24 protein-coding genes are annotated in these 23,873 nt (G+C 62.7%); 9 read left to right on the top strand and 15 right to left on the bottom strand.

Annotation, left to right across the window (positions count from 1 at the left end; genetic code table 11):
* Positions 1 to 79: 79 nt before the first annotated feature.
* The 5 genes from modD to Q0D52_RS01395 all read right to left on the bottom strand — a co-directional run bounded on the left by modD (position 80) and on the right by Q0D52_RS01395 (position 5,003).
* Entirely contained in the window at positions 80 to 922 is an 843-nt protein-coding gene (modD, locus tag Q0D52_RS01415; RefSeq protein ID WP_294379693.1) for a ModD protein, read from the bottom strand.
* Positions 923 to 1,077: 155 nt separating this feature from the next.
* On the bottom strand, positions 1,078 to 1,809 hold the full coding sequence (locus Q0D52_RS01410; protein ID WP_294379690.1) for an ATP-binding cassette domain-containing protein: 732 nt from the start codon (positions 1,807 to 1,809) through the stop codon (positions 1,078 to 1,080).
* Positions 1,806 to 2,630, bottom strand: coding sequence for an ABC transporter permease (locus tag Q0D52_RS01405; RefSeq protein WP_294379689.1), 825 nt, complete (start codon positions 2,628 to 2,630; stop codon positions 1,806 to 1,808). The genes Q0D52_RS01410 and Q0D52_RS01405 overlap by 4 nt, the downstream gene beginning before the upstream one ends.
* Positions 2,631 to 2,699: 69 nt before the next feature.
* On the bottom strand, positions 2,700 to 3,518 hold the full coding sequence (modA, locus tag Q0D52_RS01400) for a molybdate ABC transporter substrate-binding protein (protein WP_294379687.1): 819 nt from the start codon (positions 3,516 to 3,518) through the stop codon (positions 2,700 to 2,702).
* A gap of 342 nt (positions 3,519 to 3,860) precedes the next feature.
* A complete protein-coding gene (locus Q0D52_RS01395) occupies positions 3,861 to 5,003 on the bottom strand; it encodes an aldo/keto reductase (RefSeq protein WP_294379685.1) in 1,143 nt (380 codons plus the stop codon).
* 335 nt (positions 5,004 to 5,338) lie between these two features.
* On the opposite strand from Q0D52_RS01395, the gene guaA reads away from it, so the two are divergent.
* The 5 genes from guaA to Q0D52_RS01370 all read left to right on the top strand — a co-directional run bounded on the left by guaA (position 5,339) and on the right by Q0D52_RS01370 (position 8,789).
* Positions 5,339 to 6,319: a glutamine-hydrolyzing GMP synthase gene (gene guaA / locus Q0D52_RS01390; RefSeq protein WP_294379683.1), complete on the top strand. Its 981-nt coding sequence runs from the start codon at positions 5,339 to 5,341 to the stop codon at positions 6,317 to 6,319.
* Positions 6,320 to 6,441: 122 nt separating this feature from the next.
* On the top strand, positions 6,442 to 7,077 hold the full coding sequence (locus Q0D52_RS01385) for a GyrI-like domain-containing protein (RefSeq protein ID WP_294379681.1): 636 nt from the start codon (positions 6,442 to 6,444) through the stop codon (positions 7,075 to 7,077).
* 180 nt (positions 7,078 to 7,257) lie between these two features.
* Complete coding sequence (locus Q0D52_RS01380; RefSeq protein WP_294379679.1) at positions 7,258 to 7,506, top strand: hypothetical protein; 249 nt, start codon at positions 7,258 to 7,260, stop codon at positions 7,504 to 7,506.
* Positions 7,507 to 7,927: 421 nt separating this feature from the next.
* Positions 7,928 to 8,137: a helix-turn-helix transcriptional regulator gene (locus Q0D52_RS01375; protein ID WP_294362268.1), complete on the top strand. Its 210-nt coding sequence runs from the start codon at positions 7,928 to 7,930 to the stop codon at positions 8,135 to 8,137.
* 67 nt (positions 8,138 to 8,204) lie between these two features.
* Positions 8,205 to 8,789, top strand: a complete 585-nt coding sequence (locus tag Q0D52_RS01370; protein ID WP_294379676.1) for a hypothetical protein — start codon at positions 8,205 to 8,207, stop codon at positions 8,787 to 8,789.
* Between the two features lie 222 nt (positions 8,790 to 9,011).
* On the opposite strand, the gene Q0D52_RS01365 is transcribed toward Q0D52_RS01370, so the two are convergent.
* Positions 9,012 to 9,848 (bottom strand): DegV family protein, encoded by an 837-nt coding sequence (locus tag Q0D52_RS01365; RefSeq protein ID WP_294379675.1) that lies wholly within the window; start codon positions 9,846 to 9,848, stop codon positions 9,012 to 9,014.
* 318 nt (positions 9,849 to 10,166) lie between these two features.
* Complete coding sequence (locus Q0D52_RS01360; protein WP_294379673.1) at positions 10,167 to 11,432, bottom strand: RidA family protein; 1,266 nt, start codon at positions 11,430 to 11,432, stop codon at positions 10,167 to 10,169.
* 488 nt (positions 11,433 to 11,920) lie between these two features.
* On the opposite strand from Q0D52_RS01360, the gene Q0D52_RS01355 reads away from it, so the two are divergent.
* From Q0D52_RS01355 to Q0D52_RS01345, 3 genes are all read left to right on the top strand, one after another.
* Complete coding sequence (locus Q0D52_RS01355) at positions 11,921 to 12,943, top strand: DUF5692 family protein (protein ID WP_294379672.1); 1,023 nt, start codon at positions 11,921 to 11,923, stop codon at positions 12,941 to 12,943.
* Positions 12,898 to 13,134, top strand: a complete 237-nt coding sequence (locus Q0D52_RS01350) for a DUF5692 family protein (RefSeq protein WP_294379670.1) — start codon at positions 12,898 to 12,900, stop codon at positions 13,132 to 13,134. Before Q0D52_RS01355 ends, Q0D52_RS01350 begins: the two co-directional genes overlap by 46 nt.
* 63 nt (positions 13,135 to 13,197) lie before the next feature.
* On the top strand, positions 13,198 to 13,920 hold the full coding sequence (locus tag Q0D52_RS01345) for a TetR/AcrR family transcriptional regulator (protein ID WP_294379667.1): 723 nt from the start codon (positions 13,198 to 13,200) through the stop codon (positions 13,918 to 13,920).
* On the opposite strand, the gene Q0D52_RS01340 is transcribed toward Q0D52_RS01345, so the two are convergent.
* From Q0D52_RS01340 to Q0D52_RS01315, 6 genes are read right to left on the bottom strand one after another with little or no spacing between them, the layout of a single operon-like run.
* Entirely contained in the window at positions 13,917 to 14,915 is a 999-nt protein-coding gene (locus Q0D52_RS01340; RefSeq protein WP_294379666.1) for an XdhC family protein, read from the bottom strand. The two genes, Q0D52_RS01345 and Q0D52_RS01340, sit on opposite strands and share 4 nt — an antisense overlap.
* A gap of 16 nt (positions 14,916 to 14,931) precedes the next feature.
* Positions 14,932 to 15,732, bottom strand: coding sequence for a selenium-dependent molybdenum cofactor biosynthesis protein YqeB (gene yqeB / locus Q0D52_RS01335; RefSeq protein WP_294379664.1), 801 nt, complete (start codon positions 15,730 to 15,732; stop codon positions 14,932 to 14,934).
* A complete protein-coding gene (yqeC, locus tag Q0D52_RS01330) occupies positions 15,720 to 16,379 on the bottom strand; it encodes a selenium cofactor biosynthesis protein YqeC (protein WP_294379662.1) in 660 nt (219 codons plus the stop codon). The genes yqeB and yqeC overlap by 13 nt, the downstream gene beginning before the upstream one ends.
* Positions 16,380 to 16,384: 5 nt before the next feature.
* The gene (locus Q0D52_RS01325) at positions 16,385 to 18,685 is read right to left on the bottom strand and encodes a molybdopterin cofactor-binding domain-containing protein (RefSeq protein WP_294379660.1); all 2,301 of its coding nucleotides are present in this window, start codon (positions 18,683 to 18,685) and stop codon (positions 16,385 to 16,387) included.
* Positions 18,678 to 19,151 carry a 2Fe-2S iron-sulfur cluster-binding protein gene (locus Q0D52_RS01320; protein ID WP_294360574.1) on the bottom strand — a complete coding sequence of 158 codons (474 nt, stop codon included), beginning with the start codon at positions 19,149 to 19,151 and terminating at the stop codon, positions 18,678 to 18,680. Before Q0D52_RS01320 ends, Q0D52_RS01325 begins: the two co-directional genes overlap by 8 nt.
* The gene (locus tag Q0D52_RS01315) at positions 19,152 to 19,952 is read right to left on the bottom strand and encodes an FAD binding domain-containing protein (protein WP_294379658.1); all 801 of its coding nucleotides are present in this window, start codon (positions 19,950 to 19,952) and stop codon (positions 19,152 to 19,154) included.
* 117 nt (positions 19,953 to 20,069) lie between these two features.
* Between Q0D52_RS01315 and Q0D52_RS01310 the strand changes: the two genes are divergently transcribed.
* Entirely contained in the window at positions 20,070 to 20,711 is a 642-nt protein-coding gene (locus Q0D52_RS01310) for a nucleotidyltransferase family protein (RefSeq protein ID WP_294379655.1), read from the top strand.
* A 210-nt stretch (positions 20,712 to 20,921) separates the two neighbouring features.
* Here Q0D52_RS01310 and Q0D52_RS01305 read toward each other — a convergent pair whose 3' ends face one another.
* On the bottom strand, positions 20,922 to 22,409 hold the full coding sequence (locus Q0D52_RS01305) for a nucleobase:cation symporter-2 family protein (RefSeq protein WP_294379653.1): 1,488 nt from the start codon (positions 22,407 to 22,409) through the stop codon (positions 20,922 to 20,924).
* Between the two features lie 227 nt (positions 22,410 to 22,636).
* A complete protein-coding gene (locus Q0D52_RS01300; protein WP_294379651.1) occupies positions 22,637 to 23,614 on the bottom strand; it encodes a diaminopimelate dehydrogenase in 978 nt (325 codons plus the stop codon).
* Positions 23,615 to 23,873 lie beyond the last annotated feature (259 nt).

Raw genomic sequence — 23,873 nt, 5'->3', positions numbered from 1 at the left:
ACCATCAAAGCGCACCCCACCGCGCTGTCCGCATGCAGGCCCTGAAGCACACATGAGGACAGCACGAACCGCGTCGCCCCTACAGCGCGCTCATGCGCACGCTCATGTCGAGGGGTTTGGCGAAGTGCAGGCAGGTGGTTGCCAGGCCGTCCACGCCGGTGGCGGCGTACTCGGCCGCGTTGCCCAGGTTGACGCCGCCGGCGGCGATGAGCGTCACGTGGGGGTTGATGGCCTTGAGTTGCGGCACCAGCTGCGCGACCTGGGCCGCCGGGACCTTGTCAAGCTGCACGCCGTCGACGCCGGCTTCCACCAGGCGCACGGCGTTTTCAACGCTCGACTCGACGAACAGCTTCTTCTCGCACACCTTCGCCTTGAGCTGCGGCAGGTCGGCGATGAGCTTCTCAAGCCCGCCGTAGAAGGTCAGGTGATGTTCGAAGATAAGCACCGTCTCGCTCAATCCCAGACGATGCGGGAAGGCCCCGCCGAGCGTGAGCGCCTTGACATCGAAAGGCTTGGTGCCGGGCATGAGCTTGCGAGTGGTAAGCACCTCGCACAGCGGGTTCACGGCATGCACGGCGTCCACCATCTGCTTGGCTTTGGTGGCAAGCGCGCAGTAGTACTCGAAGATGTTCAGGCAGATCTTCCAGCCCATATGCAGGCCGGCCGCAGGGCCTTCCATGGTCATGAACACGTCGCCGGGCGCAAGCATGCTGCCGCTGGGAAGCGCTTCTGCCACCGTGCAGCCGAAGCGGGCGAAGATGCGGGCGGCCTCCTCGGTTCCGCAAAGCAGCGCCGCGTCGCGCGTGTAATACTCCATGCGGCCCGGCTGCCCGCCGATGCCCAGGACGTGCGTGGTCAGGTCGATCCCGCTGGGGATGTCGGAGGCGATAAGCTCATCAAGATAGCTATCCGGGATATACATGTGATTCCTCCTTGCGCTTCCTAGCGCGTGGTTTTCCTTTTTGAAGATGATACCGCTTGCTGCAGGCCGTGGCGCGTGCGGCCCGGGACGGCTTCCCTTCCCGCTGCCCGCCGCACGCACGATCCGAGACGGCTTCCCTTCCCGCGGCCCGTCGTCTACCGCGGCTCGCCCTCGCCGCGGCCCAGAAACGCCATGACCTGCGGGGAGAACTCGCGCGTGAACAGCTCGTCGGCAGGGCACACCGCCTGCAGCGCGCCGTCCAGGATGATGCCCGCGCGATGCCCTAGGCTGCGCGCTTCGTTGAAGTCGTGCGTGACGAACACCACGGTGCAGCGGAAACGGCCGTGCACGTTGCGCAGCGTTTCGTACATGCGCTTCTTGGTGGTGGGGTCAAGCGCCGAGAACGGCTCGTCGAGCAGCAGGATCTCGGGCTGCAGCACCAGGGCGCGCGCCAATGCCGTGCGCTGGCCCTCGCCGCCGCTGATGATGCCGGGGTACCGGTCGGCGATATGGCGGATGGAGAACAGGTCGAGCATCTCGTCCACGCGGCTTGCCGCCTCCGCCTTCGGCACGCGCGCCATCCTCAAGCCGTAGCCGATGTTCTCCGCAACCGTCATGTGCGGGAACAGCGCATGGTCCTGATAGACGATCCCCAGCCGCCGTTGCTGCACGGGCAGGCAGCGGATGTCCTTGCCGTCGAGCAGGATGCTGCCGCTTTCCAGGGGGAACGCGCCGGCGATCGCCTCGAGCAGCACGGTCTTGCCCGCGCCCGTCTCCCCCACGATGGCGAATATCTCGTGCGGCTCGATATGCAGGCTATCGACGCGCAGCGAGAAGCTGCCGCGTCGCGCCACCATATCGCGGACCTCGATGCTGCCGCCACTCATCGCCTTCCCTCGCATTCCCCGCACGCTTTCATGCGCTTCACGCCCAGGCCCTTGCCGGCCCTTCCCACGCGGCTCTCGCCCGTGGGGCGGTCGAGCACGTTGGCCACCACCAACGTGAACGCCGACACCAGCAGCATGATCATGGCCGTGGCCATGGCGGTCTCGGTGTTGCCCGTCGAGATGCTCAGGTAAATGCTGCCGGGGAGGGTCTCGGTCTTCATGCGCGTCACGCCCACGAGCATGAGCGTGGCGCCGAACTCGCCCATGCCGCGCGCCCAGGTCAGCACGAAGCAGCTGATGATCTGGTTGCGGCACATGGGCACGATGATGGTGCGGAACACATCCCAGGGCATGGCGCCGAGCGTCTGCGCCACGAACTCGATGCGCGGATTGACGCCGACGAAGGCGGTGCGCATCATGCGGATGGCGAAGGGAAGGTTCACGATCATCTGAGCGAACACGATTCCCGCAGGTGAGAACACCACGGCGAAACCCGCCTCCTTGAGCGCCTTGCCAAACGGCGACGAGAAGATCAGCAGCAAGGCGAAGCCCAGCAGGATATAAGGCAGCGACAGCGTCAACTCCATCAAAATCTCGGCCAAGCGCTTGCCGGGAAACGCCACGTGCGACAGCGCATAGGCGGTCGGCAGCGACAGCAACAGGCAGATGACGGTGGAGATGCTCGAAGTGGTCACGCTCATGCGCAAGGAGAACAGCACCTCCTCGGAGCTGATGGCCTCGCCGAAATGCGAGATGCCGCCTGCCACAATGGCGAAGATGGCGCTCCCGATGAACAGGAGCACCATCCCCGTTACCAGCATGCACAATGCCGGGAAGATGTTGCGCTTGCGACCTCTGTGACGTTTTGGCTCAGGTGCCGCAAACATACGTTACACCAGCTCGTAGCCGAACTTGGTCCAGATGTTCTTGGCGGTTTCGCTCTGCAGGAACTCGGAGAAGGCCTTGACGGCGTCCGCGTCGGCGGCGCAGGTGAGTTCGGCGCTCGGAACGGTCTTGACGTAATTTTCCATGCCGGAGTTCTCAAGGATAGTCAGGCCGTCCTTGCCCGCGTTCTCCTTCCATACGATGGCGGCGTCGCCTTCGCCCTTGGCCAGGGCCTCGGCAATCTGCGGAGCCGTGGTGGAGGTGGTGATGGAACCGGACTGCTTGACCTGCTCCATGATGCCGGCGTCGGTCATGGCCTTGACGGCGATCTTGCCGATCGGCGTGGACTCCGGGTCGCCCAGCAGAAGGGTGTCGCACTTCACCAGGTCGCTGACGGTCTGGATGCCCTTGGGGTTGTCGGCGGGCACCACCAGGACGGGGATGTGCTTGACCAGGTCGGTGCTGGCGGCAACATAGTCGCTGACGGGCTTGAGCTCATCGGCGGAGCCGGCGATGAAGAAGTCGCCCTCCTGCGTGGTGTTGATCTGCGTCTGGATCTGCGCGGCGTTGGCGAAGGTGATATTCATCTCGCAGCCGGTTTGCGCCTTGAAGGCATCGGCGATCTCCTGGAACGGCTTGGTCATGCCGGCGCCGCAATAGATATTGAGGCTTTTGCCCTCAAGGCTTGCCGCGGCGGTCTGCTCCGGCTGCTCGGCTTTCTGCTCGCCCTTGTCGGAGGAGCATCCGGCCAGCACGCCGCAAGCGAGCACGGCGCTCAGCGCCACGGCTGCAATCGCGGCCAAACGGGTCTTCATCTTTTTCATAGCGGTTCCCTTCTTTTTGTCCCCATACCACCAGGCGCCCCTCCGCATGCGAAGGGGCGCCTGTCATTTCGCCGATTATACACAGACGATGATAATATTTGCAAGAGCCTATAATCGCGGATGAAAATATTCTCGTAAAGCAAGCGATAGCTCGCAGCTGAGTGCAAATAGGGAGAAAACCAAGTCATACAGCATCGACTCATTGCTCTGAAGCCGCAAAACAGATCGGCACGCCGCAATTGCAAAGCCGCTAAACATGGAGACGATCGGCCAACGGGCCCATCCCGCCGAAGTCCCTCATGCCGGAAACCGTGTCGAAGTCCCCGACGCGCCCCTTCCCCGCTAAGCGCCGAACAACGCGGCGGTTTCCTCCATGCGCTGCGCAATAGGCACGCCGAACGGGCAGTTCGCCTCGCAGGCGCCGCATCCGGTGCAATCCCCGGCGCGAACCTCAAGGGCAAGGTAATGGTCGCGCACGGATGCGGGCACCTCATCCTGCATCTGCGCCAAGTCGGAATACTTGTTCACCTCGGCAATGTTGATGCCCACGGTACAAGGCTGGCAATGCCCGCAATAAATGCAGTTGCCGAAATAGGCGTGCTGCGGCGCGTTGGCCAAGATGGACGCGTAGTTTTTCGCCTCGTCATCGGCGGTTTCGTACGCCAGGCAGCCTTCGCATTCCTCGATGTCCCTGAAGCCAGCCAACACGGAGGCGACCGCGGGACGGGTCAGGCAATAATGGCAGGCCTGCACAGGGGTCATCGCCGCACCGAACGGCGACTTCCCGGCGTCGAACAGACGCCCGCCCGCGAACGGCTTCATGACGGTGATGCCCACGCCGTTTTCCTCGCACAGCGCGTACAGGCGCTTGCGCTGCGGGTCCATGTTCTCAAGGCCGGGCTGGTACTCCTCCTTGAACAGGTCGTTGATGTCCTCAGAAGCAGGCAGCATGTCGTAGGCGGGATTGATGGAGAACATGATCATCTCGATGTCCGGCGTAGCTGCAGCCTGCAGCGCAACTTCGGGATTGTGCGTGGACAGGCCGATGTGATCGATGCGCCCGGCAGCCTTCTCGGCACGCACGTACTCGATGAAGGGGCCGTTCATGATCTGCTCGAACTCGGCGACCGCGTCCACGAAGTGGATCAGTCCCAGTTCGATATGCCCGTCGAAGCAAGCCAGCAGCTCCTCCCATGCCGGGACCACCGCATCCATGTCGCGCGTGCGGGTGTACTGGCCGTTTTGCCAGGTGGCGCCGAAGTGCCCCTGCACGATCCACCTATCGCGATGCGCGCAGACGGCGTTGCCCAAAACCCTGCGCACCGCCGGGTCCGCCATCCAGCAATCCACGATGTTGACGCCCTGCTCCGCCGCAAAATCAACCAGACGGGAAACCTTCTCCTGGTCATCGCCCGGCATCCATTCCGCACCGAAACCGATCTCGCTGACCTCAAGCCCCGTCCTGCCCAAACGCCTGTACTTCATGGAACCCCCTCTTCGTTGATACCGTACCCGTATCCTACCAGGAGAAAACCCTGCCGGCACGCACCGGCAACGCGGCCGCTCCTGCGCCAACGCTGCAGGAGCGTTCCCTGTAACCGCGCAAAACGCGCGACCCATGCCATCGAGAGGGAATCGAATGTCGCCCCCTAACGACACACGAGCACGGCCCGCCTGCCGCCGAATAGGGTAAATCCGCTGCTCGAGGGCAAAAAGCAGGTCTCGACAAAGGAAAACCTGGACCTAACCGCATATAATATGGAGTTATGACTCATGCGTTGCGTACAGCAGCGCATACCCGCGAACTAAAGGAGCTCTGCATGGATCCGAACAAGCGTCCCGACGACATGGTGCGCATCACCACCCCCGAACTCGCCCAGGCGTTCATCGACGAACAGGTTGCTGCCATCCGCGAGCAGATCGGCGACAAGAAGGTCCTGCTGGCCCTTTCGGGCGGCGTCGACAGCTCCGTCGTGGCAGCGCTGCTCATCCGCGCCATCGGCAAGCAGCTCATCTGCGTGCATGTCAACCACGGCCTTATGCGCAAGGGCGAAAGCGAGCAGGTCATCGACGTGTTCAAGAACCAGCTGGACGCGAACCTGGTCTACGTGGACGCAACCGACCGCTTCCTGGGCAAGCTCGTCGACGTCGAGGAGCCCGAGGCCAAGCGCAAGATCATCGGCGCCGAGTTCATCCGCGTGTTCGAGGAGGAGGCCCGCAAGGTCGGCAACGAGGTCAGCTTCCTGGCACAGGGCACCATCTACCCCGACATCCTGGAGTCCCAGGACGGCGTGAAGGCGCACCACAACGTGGGCGGCCTGCCCGATGACCTGCAGTTCGAGCTGTGCGAGCCCGTCAAGCTGCTGTACAAGGACGAGGTGCGCGTGGTCGGCCGCGAGCTCGGCCTGCCCGAGAACATGGTCGAGCGCCAGCCCTTCCCCGGCCCTGGCCTGGGCGTTCGCTGCTTGGGCGCCATCACCCGCGACCGCCTGGAGGCGCTGCGCGAGGCCGACGCCATCGTGCGCGAGGAGATCGACAACGCCGGCCTGACCATCTGGCAGTACTTCGCCGTGGTGCCCGACTTCCGCGCAACCGGCGTGCGCGAGGGCAAGCGCGCCTACGACTGGCCTTGCATCATCCGCTGCATCAACACGGTCGACGTCATGACCGCCGAGGTCCCCGAGCTTGACTGGGCGCTGCTCAAGCGCATCACTGCCCGCATCACCGCTGAGGTCCCCCGCATCTGCCGCGTGTGCTACGACCTCACCCCCAAGCCCGTCGGCACGGTGGAGTGGGAATAGAACACCCGTTCGGTTCTGTGATATAATGGCTGCCGATAGGCGCGGTTTCTTCCGAAGCCGCGCCTATCGCTATGTTTGGACCGGTATCGGCAAGAAGCCCAAATTTCGGGAAGGCGGCTGCAATGGCATACGATTTCAAGAAGGAATTCAAGGATCTCTACAAGCCGTCGTGCAAACCGAGCATCCTGACCATTCCGCCCATGAGCTACATTGCCGTGCGCGGCAAGGGCGACCCCAATATCGAAAGCGGCGAGTACCAGGGCGCCATGCCGCTGCTCTACGGCGTGGCCTACGCCATCAAGATGTCGAAGAAGGGCCCGCACGAAATCGAAGGATATTTCGATTTCGTCGTGCCGCCGCTCGAGGGGTTCTGGTGGCAGGACCCTGCAGGCGGTCAGATCGGCTATGCGCGGAAGGGCGATTTCAACTTCATCTCCTGCATCCGCCTGCCCGATTTCGTCACTCGCGACGATTTCGACTGGGCCGTCTCGGAGGCTGCCGCCAAAAAGAAGCTTGACTTCTCAGCGGTCGAGATGCTGAAGGTCGACGAGGGCCTATGCGTTCAATGCATGCACACCGGGCCCTACGACGGCGAGCCGGCGACCATAGACGCCATGCACGCATGCGCAGCCGAGCAAGGCTATGCGCCCGACTTCACTGGCACTCGCCTTCATCACGAGATCTACCTCTCCGACCCGCGCAAGTGCTCGCCGGAGAAGCTCAAGACCGTGATCCGCCATCCCATCAAGCCGATCTAGCGAAGCGAAGCGCCGCAATGCGCTCCAAGCGCGCCTATTCAATCGACAGAGCCCATAGCTGATTCGATTGTGGGACATTTGTCAGCACCGGCAACGGCGAATATAATGATTGATGATGGGCCCGGGATGACCGCTGATTCAAGTCACCGGGCCTAAATTTGTATCTACAGGAGAAACCTTATGGCAAACGCATGCGGGCGCCCCAAAACTGAAGCACAGCACGAGTGGACGGAGCGCTGGCTTTCGTCGTCAAGGCTCTCTTCTTACCTCGATCTTTGCGACGGCAACATCGATCGCGCGCTCGAGCTGCACGAATGGAACCTCATGCTGGGGCGCGTTCTCATGGGAGACATCGCGCACTTCGAGCTCGCGCTGCGCAATGCGTACGACCGGGCTCTCACCGAGCGCTTCCAGGGTGACGAGCACTAGCTCTTCGACGCGGACATGCTTTCCTTGTTCAAGGCTTTATCGCCACTGGCCTACGAAAGCCTTCACGGCAACGAGAAGAAGACGACGGTCGAGAAATTCCTCGAAAATCATCCAGCGCCGGTAGGCGTGAGGCTGTAGCTAATTCAATCACCCAGATTGGCCACCAAGCAGATTGACCAAGCACCACAACCTCCACCCTAGAGCAAGAATAAACTCACAGCGACATATCGACTGTCCGAAACGCGCTACTCTTTGCAAGGCGCCTTTTTTGCGAGAAATCGTTTGCAACACTTCTTGTACCGATAGCGAATATGCCGCATTTACATTTCATAATGCAATATATAGTTGACATTGTGATTTGGATGCAATATATTTCTGGCATGTTGCAACGGATATTTGTCCATATATCGAAAGGAAGCCCATGCCAGGCCAGAAAAACCTACGCATGAAGGCAGCGCGCGCAGCGGCCGGCCTTTCGCAATCCGATTTAGCCGAAGCCGTCGGCGTCACACGCCAAACCATCGGCCTTATCGAGGCGGGCGGTTATAACCCCACGCTCAATTTATGCGTCGCCATTTGCAAAACCCTTCATGTCACCCTAAACGATCTTTTCTGGGACGAAGATCGCTAACCCAGTTTCGCCATCTGCAACCCAGCACGTTAACCCAAACTCGAACATATCCTTTTAGGAGGGAATCATGAAGCTGCAAAATATGAAACTTGCCCAGAAATGGCGCGAATACGCAGGTCAGAAGGACGAGCGCCTCGAGGCCGAGAACGCGAAAATCTACAAGCTTGGGTTCATGCTGCTATCGTTCGGCATGCTCACGTTGCTTGTGTATCAAATCATGGCTCAGCAGGTAGCATGGGTGCACGATGGCGCCGACGAAGCGTTTCGCCTCTTCGCGAATCCCGTTGACGCCGTCATGTACGCATGGCTTTTCATCGTGATGGTCATCTGCGCAGTGATGCAAACTCGGAAGGGGTATGTCGATACCAACCGCTTCGGGCAAACCGAGCACATCCCCACGGGCTACTTCCTGCTCATCTCGGGCATCACCGGCATCGCAAGCGCACTTGCCATCGCTGCTATGCGCTGCATCGCCGAGGCGCAGATCGTGCCAATCGAAAACATCTATTGGGGAGCGAACCTGGCAACGGGCGTAGTGTTCGGCGTCACCATCTTCGTTGCCGTATTCGGCGCACTGTGCTTGGCGTTCTTCGAGGCAAAGCAGCGGCGCGCGAAAATCGAAGCGGAGCTAGACTGCCCCGACGACCTGTAACCTAAAAGAGCAGGGTCCCTGCCCTATGCGACCCCTGTCATTTACTCTGCCCTGGACGCGATGCATCACGCAGGAGTAGGATTTGCGTCTATGACGTCCCGTCAAGCAAAACGAGCCGCGCTCAAACAATCTTTTGGAGCGCGGCTCAACCATTTCGAAAACGCTGTTGCTAACGAAACCGTATCTCTGTAATCAACAACGCGCGACGCGACGATATACCAGCTAAAAGCCGACGATTAAACCGCCACGTTCAGCATAGTAGCTGCAAAGGCCCCTGGTCGGAAGGATCTCGATTTGGGAGTCCGCCCATGCGTTCAAAATGCCATCCTTAAGCGCATGGGCAACAGCATGGTTGTCGCAATGGCTGATGGCAACGTTGCCGCCGGAAAACCCGCGCTCCCTCATGCACTCGATCAGCGCGCGAACGGTACGTTTCGGACCGCGCGTTTTGCCCTCGACGACGATTCGACCCTCATCGCTGGCGCTGCCGATGCCCCACATGCCAAGCGCCTTGGCAAGGAAGCCCGCCATCTTGTGCATACGGCCGTTTTTGATCAGGTTTTCGAAAGACGAAAGCGCGAAAATCACCTTGGTCTTATCCAGAAACGCGTTCGCTCGGTCCACCGCTTCGTCGAAGCCGATGCCCTCGCGGGCGAGCCTTTCAATCTCGCGTACGCAAAGGACCAGTTCAGGCCCAGTAGAACGGGAATCCAGCACGGCAATTTTCTTATCCGGATCCGCCTCAAGCGCCAGATCGCGGGCGGTAAGCGCGCTGTTCATGCTGCCGGACAGCTGCGACGAGATGGTAATGGCGATGGTGCGATCGGCCTTCTCGAACTGCTCAAGCCACGCGCCCGGAGCGGGGCACGAGGTGTAGCTGGCGGTTTTCTCCTGCTCCATATCGCGCAGCATCTCCTCGATATCAAGCTGCTCGTCATCGGTATACCCGCGAACGCCGACGCTGATCTCGAACGGCACGCTGGATAGCTCGATCGCATCGGATCGATAGTCTGACGGAATAAGGTCGCAGCTTGAATCCGTGACCACGTTCCATTTCATGAATGCCGTCCTTTCCCGATGCGTCAAGACGCCCGCATGCAACAGGCGCCCCGCATCCATTCCTTGGTTTCCCCGTACCACCAATTAAGACGCGGCTTCCCCGCGCCCTTACATCGTGAAAAGTCATAATGCCCACGTTTTTCCCCATAAAGCAAGACCATGTGGCGAATCTCAAGCCAAAAGGCCCGAGCAGCAAGCGATACGGAGCTTCAAGTCACCCAAACCTTCCCCAAGCGCAAAAAGGGAACGGGTGAAAACCCGTTCCCTTTCCAAAACCATCGGTTGCCCGATGATCGACAAGGATCCGCGGATGATGCGCTAGGCGATCGGCGGGGTGCCCTCGAAGTTGCCGAAGATGGCGTCGATCTGGATGGCGGCGCCCATGGGCAGGTTCGCAACGCCGACCACGCGACGAGCGGGGATTCCCTCGGGGAAGAACTGAGCGTACACCTCGTTGACGGCGTCCATGTCGTTCATGTCCTTCACGAAGATGTTCACCTTGACGCAGTCCTCCAGGACATGGTCAACGCTCTCGATGATGGCCTTGATGTTCTTGAGAGCCTGCTCGGTCTCGGCCTTCACGCCGCCGGCGACCAGCGCGCCCGTTGCCGGGTCAACGCCGAGCTGGGCGGAGATGTTGTTGTAGTGGGAGAACGCCACGGTCTGGGAGGACAGCTCGTCCTTCGGAGCGTTGGCGATGTTGTTGGCCTCGATGATCAGGCCATGACGGGCCTCGACGGCCTGCGGCGGGGTGCCGTCGCCGTGGGAGCACACGGCCTCGATCTGCACGAGCGCGTGCTGCGGCAAGTCGGCGACCTCGACCACGGTGCGGGCCGGCAGGTAGTTGACGGCGCGGGCGATGCCCGAATCCGGGAAGAAGCGCTTGTAGATCTCGTTCATGGCCTCAACGTCGCCGAGATCCTTCAGGAAGACGGTGACCTTGACGATGTCGTCGAACGGAACATCCATGGCGGTCAGGACGGCCTTGATGTTCTTCAGGCACTGAGCGGTCTGCTCCTGCACGCCGCCCATGACGATCTGGTTGGAAACCGGGTCGATCGGCAGCTGAGCGGTGATGTTGTTGTAGTGGGAGAACGCCACAGACTGCGTGGACATCGCGTCGAACGGGGCGTTGTGGGTGTTGTTGGCGTACTTGACCAGGTCGCCGGCCTGGGGCTCGTTCGGGATGGTGCCTTCGCCGTTGGTGAGCAGAGCCTCAACCTGGACCAGGGCGCCCATGGGCAGATCGTTGACGGCAACGATGGTGCGGGCGGGCACGTAGGTGGTGAAGAAGGACTTGTAGGCCCTCTCCACAACGTCGATGTCCATGATGTCCTTGACGAAGATGGTGACGCGAACGACGTCGTTCAGGTCATGATCGATGCTCGCAACGATGGCTGCGATGTTGCGGAAGCACTGCTCTGCCTGCTCCTTGACACCGCCCTCGACGATTGCGCCGGTCTTAGGATCGACAGGCAGCTGGGCCGAGAGGTTGTTGTAATGGGAGAAAGCGACGGTCTGAGAGCACATCGGGCACTTCGGTGCGTTCTCGGTGTTCCTTGCCACTACCACGTTATCCGCCATGGCAATACCCTTTCTGTTGACAGCCTTCAATGAGGTTGCGCAAATACGTTTTCCCACGACTTGCGTCAGAGCGCATTAAACTTGACGACGATTGTCATTGTCAATGGATTTTCGACAAATATGCGGCCGGCTTCTATGGGACAAACTCCAGCAATCCGTAAGGAAAAATGATTGCCTGATTCGATAATCCTTATGTTTCGGCGCGTATTTTCCAGCGAAACCCTCTTCATTCCGCATAACGATCGACGCCCTTTTCGGCAAAATATTTTTCAACCGTTACCGATCCGTCAATCTCGTTTCCCGGCGAAAAACAACCGCTTGCCGCCGAAGCCCATCCCTGACGAATCAAGGGCGAACCGTCAAACCAACGGAAAAAGCCCTTGCTACACTCTCGCCGAAGGGAGTGGGTCGAGCCGAGGGAACGCCGTCGCGAGTTTGCCCGACGGCACCAAAACGGCCCGCAGGCATACAAGGAGGAGGGATCCGCTATGTTTTTCTATGAACCGCTATCGGCGACGGCATGCGTGAGCGTGTTGCTGTACCTGGCATTCCTGATCGGCATGAACGAGCTGTCGCGCTTGAACAAATGGGTCGGCGCCGTCATATTCATCGCACTGCCGATCGCGCTGACCGTCTTCGTCTGGCCCCATACCGCGGTCGAAGGCACAGGTGCCGGCACGTGGTTCCAGTGGGTGAAAACCTACTCATGCTTGGCCGGAGCCATCTTGGGCTGGTTGATCGTCTACTTCCCCGCCTTCCAGAAGAAGTACGTCGTGTGCATACCGCCCATCATCTTCGCCATCAACATCCTTGAGGCGTGCATCCGCGACTTCCAGCTCACGGGCATCAACGGCATCGTCGACGGCTACATGGTGGTCGGCGGCCCGTGGAACGTCATGAACGGCATCGCCGGCATCTTGAACGCCATCTGCATCTGCGGCTTCTTCGGCATCATCGTCAGCCGCGGCAAGAAGAAGGACTACGTCTGGCCCGATCAGCTGTGGTTCTGGATCATCGGCTACGACCTGTGGAACTTCGCCTACACCTACAACAGCGTCTCCGACCGCTCCATGTACTGTGGCCTGGTGCTTCTTGCCGCCTGCACCATCCCGGCGTTCTTCATCAAGCGCGGCGCCTACGCGCAGCACCGCGTCCGCACGCTTGCCGTGAACATGATCGTCACCATGACCATCCCCTGGTTCTTCCTGCATCCGGCGTTCGTGGTCCATTCCACCAACAACCCTGCAGCTCACATGACCATCTCGGTCATCGCGCTCATCTTCAACGCGGGCGTGTTCATCTACCAGGCCTACACGATCTTCGGCAAGAAGCGCAACCCCTTCAAGCAGGAGCTCTACATCGACAACCCGCGTTTCCGCAGGGTGTACCTCGAGAGCATCGACGTCCCCGAAGGCCAGCGCGAGGCAGCGCTTGCCAACTTGGAGGAGTTCGGCTACGCGGCCGCATGGGACGAGAAGGGCCGCGTCAAAACCATGGTAGAGCGCCCGTAACGTTCGCCGAGACCCCCACGACCCACAACCCGAACGCGTTCTTCGCCGTCAGCCTGGTGGCGCTCATCGCCAATGTGGCCCTTGCCGCCTACCAGCTACGCCGAATCCGCGCACGGCGCCTTAACCCGCTTACGGACGAGCTCTATAATGATGCGAAGAGTTATCGAGAGGTCGTCGAGGAGAACCGCTGATCTGCAGCGAGCCACGCCTGAACGCACGCGGCGCGGCGGCTTCCCCGCACGCGAAGGAGCCCCGTGTCTGCACTGGACAGCAAGCCGTTACCCGGATTCGATCCTGACCTGCCGCATCCCGTCACGCGGCAGGTCAGGCAGAGCGCACGGCTTGAAGGCACCGCCGGCGACATCATGCTGGCGGCGCGCGAGCTTTACGAAACCGAAGGGGTAGCCGCCACCAGCATGGCCGCCATCGCCCGCAAAGCGGGCGTGGCGCGCAGCCTTCTCTACTATTATTTCCCCGACAAGCAGGCAGTCACCGACGCCGTGATCGAGGACTATCTCGAGGATCTGGTCGAAAGCGTGTCCACCTGGAACGAGTTGCGCGCGTTCGGCGAAACCCCCTCGGAGCTGAAAAACTGCGTGTCCATGCTGCGACGCGCGCTCTACACCGCATCGGGCAATCCCCGCCCGATGTTCTCCGTGCTCGAGGAGCTCGGCCTGCGCGACCGCTTCGCCACGCAGGCCATCCGCGAGGTGGTAGCATGCATCCAGAACTACATCGTGTCCGAGTACATGGCGTACCGGACCATCGAGATTCAGCTGATCCCCGAAACGTTCGGCCTGCTCATATTCGGGTTAGCGGGGATGATGAAGGCCAAACCCGACATCACCGACGACGAACTTGCAACGCTTATCGCCCAAACGCTTCGCCTTGACATGACGGTGATCGATCCGCCGCCCTGGCCGGAGCACCCTGATGCTCCTTCGCGCCCGACGCCATCCTCCGATGGCGCGGCTTAGCGCGTGGCCCGGTGCAGGATGCACTCGGCGGCTATGCTGACGGCTATCTCCTCGGGCGTTTCTGCTTTGATATCCAACCCTATGGGCATGTGCACGGCGTCAAGCGCCGACTCGGGGATCCCCGCTTCCAGCATGCGCTCGCGGGCCGTGGTGATCTTGCGCCGCGAGCCCATGAACCCCACGTATGCCAACGGCTGGCGAAGCACCTGCTCCAACACGGCGAAATCGTGCTTATGGCTATGCGTCATGATGAGAACGTAATCGCGCTCGTCAAGCGTCAGGGAGGCGGCGATGTCGCTGTAATCCCCCACGACCGCCTGCTGGGCGCCGTAGGATTTGCCGGCGTTCGCGAACTCGGGCCGGCAGTCGAACAGCGTGCAGGAAAACCCCACGCGCGACAGCGCCGAAACGGTGGCGCTGCCCACATGCCCGCCGCCGAAAACCACGGCGCGGACCGGCAAGGGAACGGGCAGCATGAGCCAACCGTCCGCGATGCAGCGCCCCTTCAAGCCGCTGACCTGATCACCCGGCGCAGCGCCATCGCCTGCGAGCAAGTCCCCATCAGCGTCGAGCAACGCAACGCCTTCGCCGGATTGCGGCAGGTCATCGCTGCAGCTGAGCACCAGGTACGCCGACGTGCGCTGCTCGAAGCAGCGCACAAGTTCGCTGGCAACCCGGCCCCACACCGCGCTGCCGCCGCAGATCGGAACATACAGAAGGCTTGCGCTTCCGCCGCAGACCATTCCCAGGCGCTCCTCAAGCCCCATGCTCTCGAAGCGGTGCGCCCTGCCGCCCAGCAGACGGCGCGCGCAGGCTATGCCGTGCGCCTCGATGGCGCCGCCGCCGATGGTGCCGCACACCAGCCCGTCGGCGGACACCAGCATGAGCGTGCCCGCCTTGCGCGGCGTGGAGTCCTTGCTTTCCGCCACCGCGACCAGCACCAACGGCTCGCCCGCACGGCAGGCGCCTGCGATATGCTCTGCGATCTTGCGCATCTTCCCACCTCACGCCCTATCGGGCCGAAAACGTTTTATCCAAATGAAGGATGGCCTCCAGCACGCCGCCCGCCACCGCCAGGCCCTTGTCCGAGACCAGCCCGCAATAGCCGCTTTGGCCGCGCGGGTCCACGTCTCCGCACTTCAAGCCCTGGTGAACCTGCACCTCATCGGCTATCAGGCCGCGCAAAACGCCTGTAAGCGTAGCAACCACGGGGACATCCCCTACGTACGCCACAGTCTGGCCTTCCTTAACATGGTCGCCGATTGCCGCAACGCCGCGGAACACGCCGTCGCAAGGAGCGCGCAGCACGCGCTCGCCGGCGAAGCCGCCCACCAGCCCGGGCACCGCGGTGTTCGGCAGCGCCGAGCCCTTGTAATACGCGCGGCCCAGGGTGTGCCCGCGCATGGTCTCCACCACGGCATGGCAATCCACGCCCACCGTGAAGCCCGGACCGACCCCGACGACGATGGGAGCCATATCCATGGAAGTGCCTAAATTGCGCTTGGCCAACACGGCATCGACCACCGCATCGGGCGCCACGTCGTTGACGCACGCGCACGCGGGGTCCACCAAAACAGGGACGACGCCTTCGCCGGAAAGCAGCTCCAAGGCATGGGAAACGTCCCGCGCCCGCACCGCCGTTATGCCTTCCACCTGGGCTTTCCCCGTGCGAACGGCTTCGCTGAAGGCAACGGTGCGCCGCACCGTCAAAGGCTGCTCTATCTCAGTCATAAGCACGGAAGCGCCGCATCGCACAAGGCGCAGCGCGATGGCGCTGGCGATATCGCCAGCGCCGCGGATCACCGCAAGCATCGAAGATCGTCCCTCCAAAGGCTTCCCGCCACCACCGGCGTCTCGCACAGCGCCGCGATGCGCCGCGCCGCCTGCCAGTCGGCGGCGGTTTCCACCTTGTTGATCAAAACCACGTCATGAAGCGCCTCGGCGCACAGCACCGCCGCCACCGCCTCGGGCGTGACCGCATCGTCGACGGAAACGCCGGCTAGCTGCGCGAAGATCCGCGGCCGATGACACGTCTGCGAAACGGGAGCCCCTATGCCGTCGATCCCGACCACGCACACCGTCCGCCCCGCGCACGCGGGGATGACCGGCTCGTGCTCGGCATGCGCCTTCAGCGGGAGCTTCTTCGCCCCGTCCGCCTCCACCAGCACATAATCGGCCAAGCGCACCAGATCGGAAAGCGCCGCCCGCGGCTCGGCCAGCTTCCCCGTGGGCATGTGGATGGAGCCCGCGCACACGATGGAAGCTTCCGAAAGCGCCGCCCGCACGTCGTCGGGCGATGCACCCAGCACCACGGGGCACCAATCGGGCACGTACATCTTCGTGCTGGTGGCCACGATCACGCGCGCATCGCGCGACAGCTCCTCGGCCAAGGCGCGCAAAAGCGTGGACTTGCCGCCACCGCCGATGATGGCCGTAAGCCCACGCTGGATATGTAGCAAGCTGCTTAAGATTGCCGGTCCTCCGGTTTCGCCAGAAGGATGTGCTCGGGAAGGATGGGCAGCTCGCGATGCCACACGCCCGTTGCCCGGTAAATGGCTTGCGTCAACGCGGGACCCGGCGTGTTGATGACGATCTCGCCGATGGACTTCGCGCCGAACGGGCCGGTGGGCTCGTAGGAATGTTCGAACTCCACGTTGATGCGCCCCGTGTCCAGACGGGTGGGCAAACGGTACGTGAACAGGCTCGATTCGCGGATGGCGCCCTTAGGCGTGCGGGTGACGTCCTCCATGAGCGTGTGCCCGATACCCTGCACGATGCCGCCTTCCACCTGGATGCGCGCGAGCGCCGGGTTGATGGGGATGCCGCAATCGACCACGGCGGCGTAGTCGAGCACCTCCACCACGCCGGTCTCGCGGTCAAGCTCGATCTCCACCATGCCCACCATGTACGGCGGCGGGGACACCGGCGAGGAATGCTGCGCAGTGGCCTCCGGGGCAAGACGGCAGTTGCACTGGCTTTTCGCGGCGATCTCGGACAGCGAGACCGTGCGCCCCGTGGCGTCGTGGCGCACGCATCCGCCCTCGAAGCGCAGCTCGGCCGCATCGCAGCCGAGCGCCTCGGCGGCGATAGCGCACAGGCGCTCCTTGAGCTGCGTGCACGCCTTCTCCACCGCCATGCCCGTGACATAGGTGGTGGAAGAAGCGTAGGAACCTGAATCGTACGGGGACGCATCGGTGTCGGCGCCGAACACGTTCACGGCCTCCACCGGACATTCCATGTGCTCGGCGACCATCTGGGCCAGAATGGTGTCGCAGCCCGTGCCCATGTCTGCCGCGGCGATAAGCAGCATGTATCCCCCGTCGTCGTTGAGCTTGACGGTGACCGAGCCCACGTCGATGCCGGAGATGCCCGAACCCTGCATGGACATGGCAACGCCGGCGGCGCGCACCTTGCCGTTGCCCATGTCGCGTACGGGGAACTTCTCCTTCCAGCCGAACATGTCGCTGCAGTGCTGCATGCAGCGGTCCAGGGCGCAGGCGTTGGCCATCTCGCCGAAGTAGGCGGGCATGGGCATGCCCTCGCGCACCATGTTCTGCTCGCGCAGCTCAACCGGGTCGCGGCCCAGCTTCGCCGCCAGCTCGTTGACGGCGGTTTCCACGGCGAACTGGCCCTGCGTGGCGCCGAAGCCGCGGTACGCGCCCGACGGCTGCATGTTCGTATACACCACGTTGGCGTCGAACTTGAACGCCTCAAGGGAGCCGGTGTACAGCGGGATGGACTTGTGCCCTGTCAGGCCGACCGTGGCCCAACCGTGCTCGCCGTAGGCGCCCGAGTTCGACAGCGTGGTCACCCCGAGCGCGCGGATGCGGCCGTCGTTGTTCGCACCCAGGCGAATCTTGATCTCCATCTCATGGCGCGGTGACCCGCAGGTTTGCGATTCCTTGCGCGAGAACACGCACAGGGCCGGACGCCCCGTCTTCATGGTGACGAACGCGGGGTACACCTCGCACACCGCGGTCTGTTTCGCGCCGAAGCCGCCGCCGATGCGCGGCTTCTCCACACGGATGCGGCTCTTCGGGATGCCGAGCGCATGCGAGAGGATGCGGCGAACATGGTAGACGATCTGCGTGGACGAGATCACATGCAGCCTGCCGTAACGGTCCAGCTGGGTGAACGTGCGGAACGTCTCCATCATGGCCTGGTTATAGGCCTTCGTATGGTAGGTGCGCTCCAGCACCACGTCGCAATCGGCCAGCACGGCCTCGATGTCGCCGCCGGCGTCGGATGTGGTGCCCACCAGGTTGCGCGTGTTGTCACCGCCCAGGTCGCACAGCATATGCCAGTTGTCCTCGGGGTGCACCAGCACGGGATTGTCCTTCGCGGTGCGGAAATCCAGGACGGGTTCCAGCACGTCGTATTCAACCTTGATGCGCGAAAGGGCCGTTTGGGCCGCCTTCTCGGTCTCGGCCGCCACGATGGCCACCACGTCGCCCACGAAGCGCACGTGCCGATCGATGATCAGGCGGTCGTACGGGCTGGTTTCAGGGTAGGTCTGCCCGGCGTTGGAGAAGCGCTGGTCGGGCACGTCCTCCCAGGTATACACGTCCACCATGCCGGGCACCTTCTTGGCCTTCGACGTGTCGATGGTCTTCACCATAGCGTTGGCGTGGGGGCTTCGCAGAAGCTTGACCACCAGCGCATCGGGCGCGATGTCCTCGGTATAGACGGGTTTGCCCAGCAGAAGCTGCATCGAGTCCTTCTTGCGGACCGATTTGCCCACGGAACGGTATTCGGGCCTATCCACGCTCGACCTCCTTGCCATGCTTTTCGTCCAGGAAGGCGCGGATGCCGCGCAGCTGCCCCACGTAGCCCGAGCAACGGCACAGATTGCCGCTCAGGTACGCCAGGATCTCGTCATCGGTGGGATCGGGGTTCTCGCGCAGCAGCGCGATGGTGTTCATCACGAAGCCGGGGTTGCAGAAACCGCACTGCTCGGCGCCCTGGTCGGCGATGAAGCCCACGAACTCCGACGCCTCGTCCTGCAGACCTTCCAGCGTGCAGACGCTGCGGCCGTCGGCGCGGGCGGCCAGCGTGGAGCAGGACAGCACGGGCACGTCGTCGAGCATCACCGTGCACAGGCCGCACGCCGACGTCTCGCAGCCGCGCTTGACGCTTTTGCACCCGTGGGCGCGCACGAAATCGATGAGCAGCATGTCGGCGGGGATGTCGTCGGCCACCGTTTTGCCGTTCAGCTTGATTTTGACCTCCATCTAGCGCACCTCCCCTAACGCCAGCAGGGCGCGACGCACGAGCACGGGCGCGAGCGCGCGGCGGTACTCGGCGCTGCCCCACATGTTCCCGGAAACGCGGATGCTTCCCGCCACGTGCTCGGCGAAGGCCGCGGCGCTTGCCTCGTTGATGCCATCGGCAAGGATGCCCTGGTCGTCGCGCAAAAGCACGGCACGACCCGGGCGCGCGCCCACCACCACGCGATATTCGTCGCCCAACTTCGCCGCCATGCAATTGAGCGTGGGAAGGTCTGTGCGCTGCTTGCGCACGGCCTGGTACGCGAAGGCGCCGGGGCGCTTCTTGACGATAAGGCGCACCAGGATGTCCTTGTCGTAGGGCATGCTCACGAAACGCTCCAGGGGCACGATGCCGCCTTCATGCAGCTCGACGTAGCTGTCCATGGCAAGAAACGCCGTGACGATGTCGGAGAAGCCCATGCGACGCCACAGGCTTCCGCCGAGCGTAGCGCCGTTGCGGAACTGCACGCCCACGATGTCTTGGAACGCCGCCTTGATGGCGCCGCAGGAATAGGCGTCAAGGCCGGCATGGGTTTCCATCTGGCGCAGGGTAACCATGGCTCCGATGCGGAACTCCTCGTCGGTCTCCTCGATGACGTCCAAGCCCAGATCGCACAGGTCGATGGCGGTGCCGAAGGAATGGTTGCCCATCTTCAGCCACATCATGCCCGCCACCACGCGATTGCGCTTCTTCTGGTTCAGCTCCCAAGCCTCCTGCAGGCTTTGCGGGCGCTCATATTTCTGAAAGGTAATAATGATGCACACCCCGTTGCTTGAGGTTTATAGAAACGTACATATTATACTGTGGCCAGGGAATCCTTCGAAAGCCCCGCACACCGAACCCGACCGACCGACCATCGAATCTGCAAAGGCGAACCGACCATGACCAGCCCCGTTGAAACCCCGAACGCCGTACACGGTTGCATCATCATGGCATCGGGCCTGGGCACGCGCTTCGGGTCGAACAAGCTCATGGCGGACCTTGACGGCGAACCGCTTATCGCCCACGCGATCCGTGCCACCGATAGCCTGTTCGCGAAACGCGTGGCGGTCACGCGTCACAAGGACGTGGCGCAGCTGTGCCGCAGCTTGAGCGTGGAGACCGTCATGCACAACGAACCGCTCAGAAGCGACACCGTGCGTCTGGGAATGCAGGTCATGGGCGGGTGCGATACGGTCACGTTCATCCAGGCGGACCAGCCGCTCATCAGCGCGAACACCCTTGCCGCTCTGCTTCGCGGCACCGAAGCGCACCCCGAGCTCATCTGGCGCGTCAGCTTCCAAGGCACGCCGGGCGCGCCTGTGCTGTTCCCCGCCTGGGCGTTCGACGAGTTGCGCGCACTCCCGCCCGGCAAGGGCGGCGGCTTCGTGGCGAAAGCGCATGCGCAGCGCGTGCGTTGCGTTGAAGCCGCTAGCGAATGGGAGCTGTTCGACGTGGACACCGTGCAGGACCTGGAGATGCTGCAGGCGCATATGAGGAAATGGCGAAATGCCGCCATGAGCGGCCAAAACCCGATCGGGTAGCCAAACGGACCATCAGGCGTGCCACGCGCATGCCGCAAAACCGCACAACACGACGGAGCAAGCCATCAGGCGCGCCAACACGCCGCCCGCTAAGCTGCACGACACCGCAGGACAGGGCTCACCCATCCGCAAAAGCCCCTGAAAGCCAAAAATGCCCGGCAGGTCACGCAGACCTACCGGGCATTCTCATCATATAGGCGTCGCGAAAGGCTATACGTCTGCGTCGCTTTGGGTGATTTCCTTATCCTTGGGGAGCACGATGTTCAAGATGATGGCCACAGCCGCCGCGGCAACGATGCCGGAGCCGCCGAAGATAAGGCTGACCATCTGGGGAGCGCCTGCCAGGACGGCCGGGTTGGCGCCGATGCCGTAACCCAGGCCCAAGGCCACCGACACGATGCTCAGGTTGCGCGGGGTCAAAGGCTCACGCGTGATCAGCTGAATGCCGCTGACCACGATGGAGGCGAACATGATGACGGCCGCGCCGCCCAAAACGGACTGCGGCATGATGGAGACCACCGCGCCCAGCTTCGGGCACAAACCGCACAATATCAGGAACACCGCGCCGCAGGCCAGGGCCTTGCGGTTGACCATCTTCGTCATGGTGACCAGGCCGACGTTCTGACTGAACGAGGTGTTCGGCAGCACGCCAAACAGGGCCGCTGCGGTGGAACCCATGCCGTCGCAGATCACGCCGCCGGAAAGCTCCTTGTCGGTGGCCTCGCGGTTCATGCCGCCCTGCGTGACGCCGGAGATGTCGCCGACGGTCTCGACGGCGGTGACCACGAACATCACGAGCACGGGGGCGATGGCGCGCATGTCGAACACGGGCGCCACGGGTAGCAGGTTGGGCACGGCGAACCACGCCGCCGCGGCCACCTTATCCCAGTTCAAAACCCACGCCTTCGTATATTCGACGCCGTTCGCGTCGACACCGGTGGTGGGCAGGACCATGCCCATGATGCCCGCCACGATATAGCCGACGATGATGCCGACCAGAATGGAGGATGCGCTCAAAAACCCGGTGGTCGCGTGCTTGACCGCCAAAATGACCACCAGCACGATAAGCGCCAGGCACAGGTTCTCAAACGAGCCGAAGTCCTTGGCGGAGGTACCGCCGCCGAAGGTGTTCACGCCGACGCTGATCAGGCTCAAGCCGATGGAGAGCACCACCGTGCCCGTGACCACGGCCGGGAAGAACCGGCGCAGGGGCTTGAGGAAAAAGCCCAGCACGGCCTCGAACAGGCCGCCGATGATCGACGCGCCCATGATGGCGCCGTAGGCCACCAAGCCGCCGCCCATGGATGCCGCCACGGAGTTGAACACGCCGATGAAGCCCGAGGACGTGCCCATGATGATGGGCACCCTGCCGCCGATCGGTCCGATGCCGAACAGCTGCACCAAGGTGACCACGCCGGCGATCCACATGGCGTTTTGCAGCAGCGCCAGCTGCACGTCGGCGAACTCCGCGCCCGCCAGGCCGCACGCACCCGTGACGATCAAAAGCGGCGTCAAGTTGCCCACGAACATTGCCAGCACGTGCTGCAGGCCCAGCGGAATTGCCTGCGCCAGCGACATGTCGCCCTCGAACGAGAAAACGCCGAGCGACCTTGCGTTACCGGAGGTTTCCTCCGAACCGGCAGCCGAGCTGTCCTTCTCCTGAACCTGCTCTACCGCCTCCGGTTTCTCATCTACCATGCACATCCCCCTTCTAAAGGACGGAAACTTCAAAAAAATAGCACCCTGGCGCATCTTTTTGAAGAAGGCATGAAGAAATTTACACGTACGTGACATTTTCAGGCACGCCCATGGCGACCCTGAACGCAAAGCGGCCGCCCCGGTTACGGGACGACCGCAAACATCATGAATAGCAGCCTTGGTCGCAGAAGCGAGGGCACGCGCCCGGCCCCTTCGCCGCGCCGCCCTTACAGCATGTGAGCACGCAGCTCCTCGCCGCTTACGGGCGAGAGGTAGGCGGGCGCGATGTCGAAGACGGTCTTGCAGCCGGTTGCGCCCTCAGTTGCCAGGCGCGCGACGGCGCGGGCGTAGGACACCAGCACGCAAGCGGTGAACTCGGGGTTGGAGCCCAGGTCGAGCGAGTACTCGATGCGGCAATCGTTGCCGCCGGCCGTGGTGCCCGTACGGATGACGAACCCGCCGTGCGGCAGCCCTGCGTGGTCGCAATCAAGCTCTTCCTGGCTAATGAAGTTCACCGTGACGTCGTATTCGTCGAAGTAGTTCGGCATCTCGACGATCTGCTTCTCCACCGCCTGGGCATCTGCGCCCTCCTCGAGCACCACCCAGCACTCGCGGGTGTGCTTCTGACGCGTGGTCAGCTGCGGGTTGCCGCCGGCGCGCACCGCCTCGAGCGCGGCGGGCACGGGGATGGTGTACTGGCGCGCATCGGCCACGCCGGGGATGCGGCGCAGCGCGTCGGAGTGTCCCTGGGAAACGCCGCGGCCCCAGAAGGTGTAGTCCGCACCCTGCGGCAGGATGCAGTTGGCGTACAGGCGGTTCAGCGAGAACAGGCCCGGATCCCAACCGCAGGAGATGAGCGCGCAGGTGCCGGCGTTGCAGGCCGCCGCGTCGACGTTCGCGAAGTGCGCGGGGATGTTGGCATGCGTGTCGAACGAGTCCACCACGTTGTACAGCGCCGCGTACTTCGGCGTCTGCTCGGGCAGGTCGGTGGCGCTGCCGCCGCACAGGATGAGCACGTCGATGTCCTCGTCGCCGGTCTCAAGATCGGCCACGGAACGAACGGGCACGCCCTCGGTGGCGATGCTCACGCTTGCGGGGTCGCGACGCGTGTACACCGCCGCCAGCTCCATGTCGTCGTTCTGGCGAATAGCCAGCTCAACGCCACGTCCCAGGTTTCCGTATCCCAAAATGCCGATGCGAGTCATTTCGCTTCCTTTCCCAATGCGGCGGCACGGGGCCGCGTTAGAGCTTCAAAAACGCTTCCATGATACGCGTATCGCGCGCCGAACCCGCAAGCGCCGCGCAATTTCCGCATACCAAGCGTATAGGGAAACGACAGCAAAGCCGCTCGCGACACGACAGCAAGCCCGCGCGCGGCACGACGGCGAAGCCCGCTCGCAGCGCAACGGCGATACCCCGCGCAACACCGCAGCCGATCCCCGCGCAACACCGCCGCGGCGCGTT

The organism is uncultured Senegalimassilia sp., assembly GCF_934630535.1.
Classification (GTDB): domain Bacteria; phylum Actinomycetota; class Coriobacteriia; order Coriobacteriales; family Eggerthellaceae; genus Senegalimassilia.
Note: the sequence above shows the minus strand (reverse complement) of the source record. Positions and strands in the feature narration are given on the sequence as shown.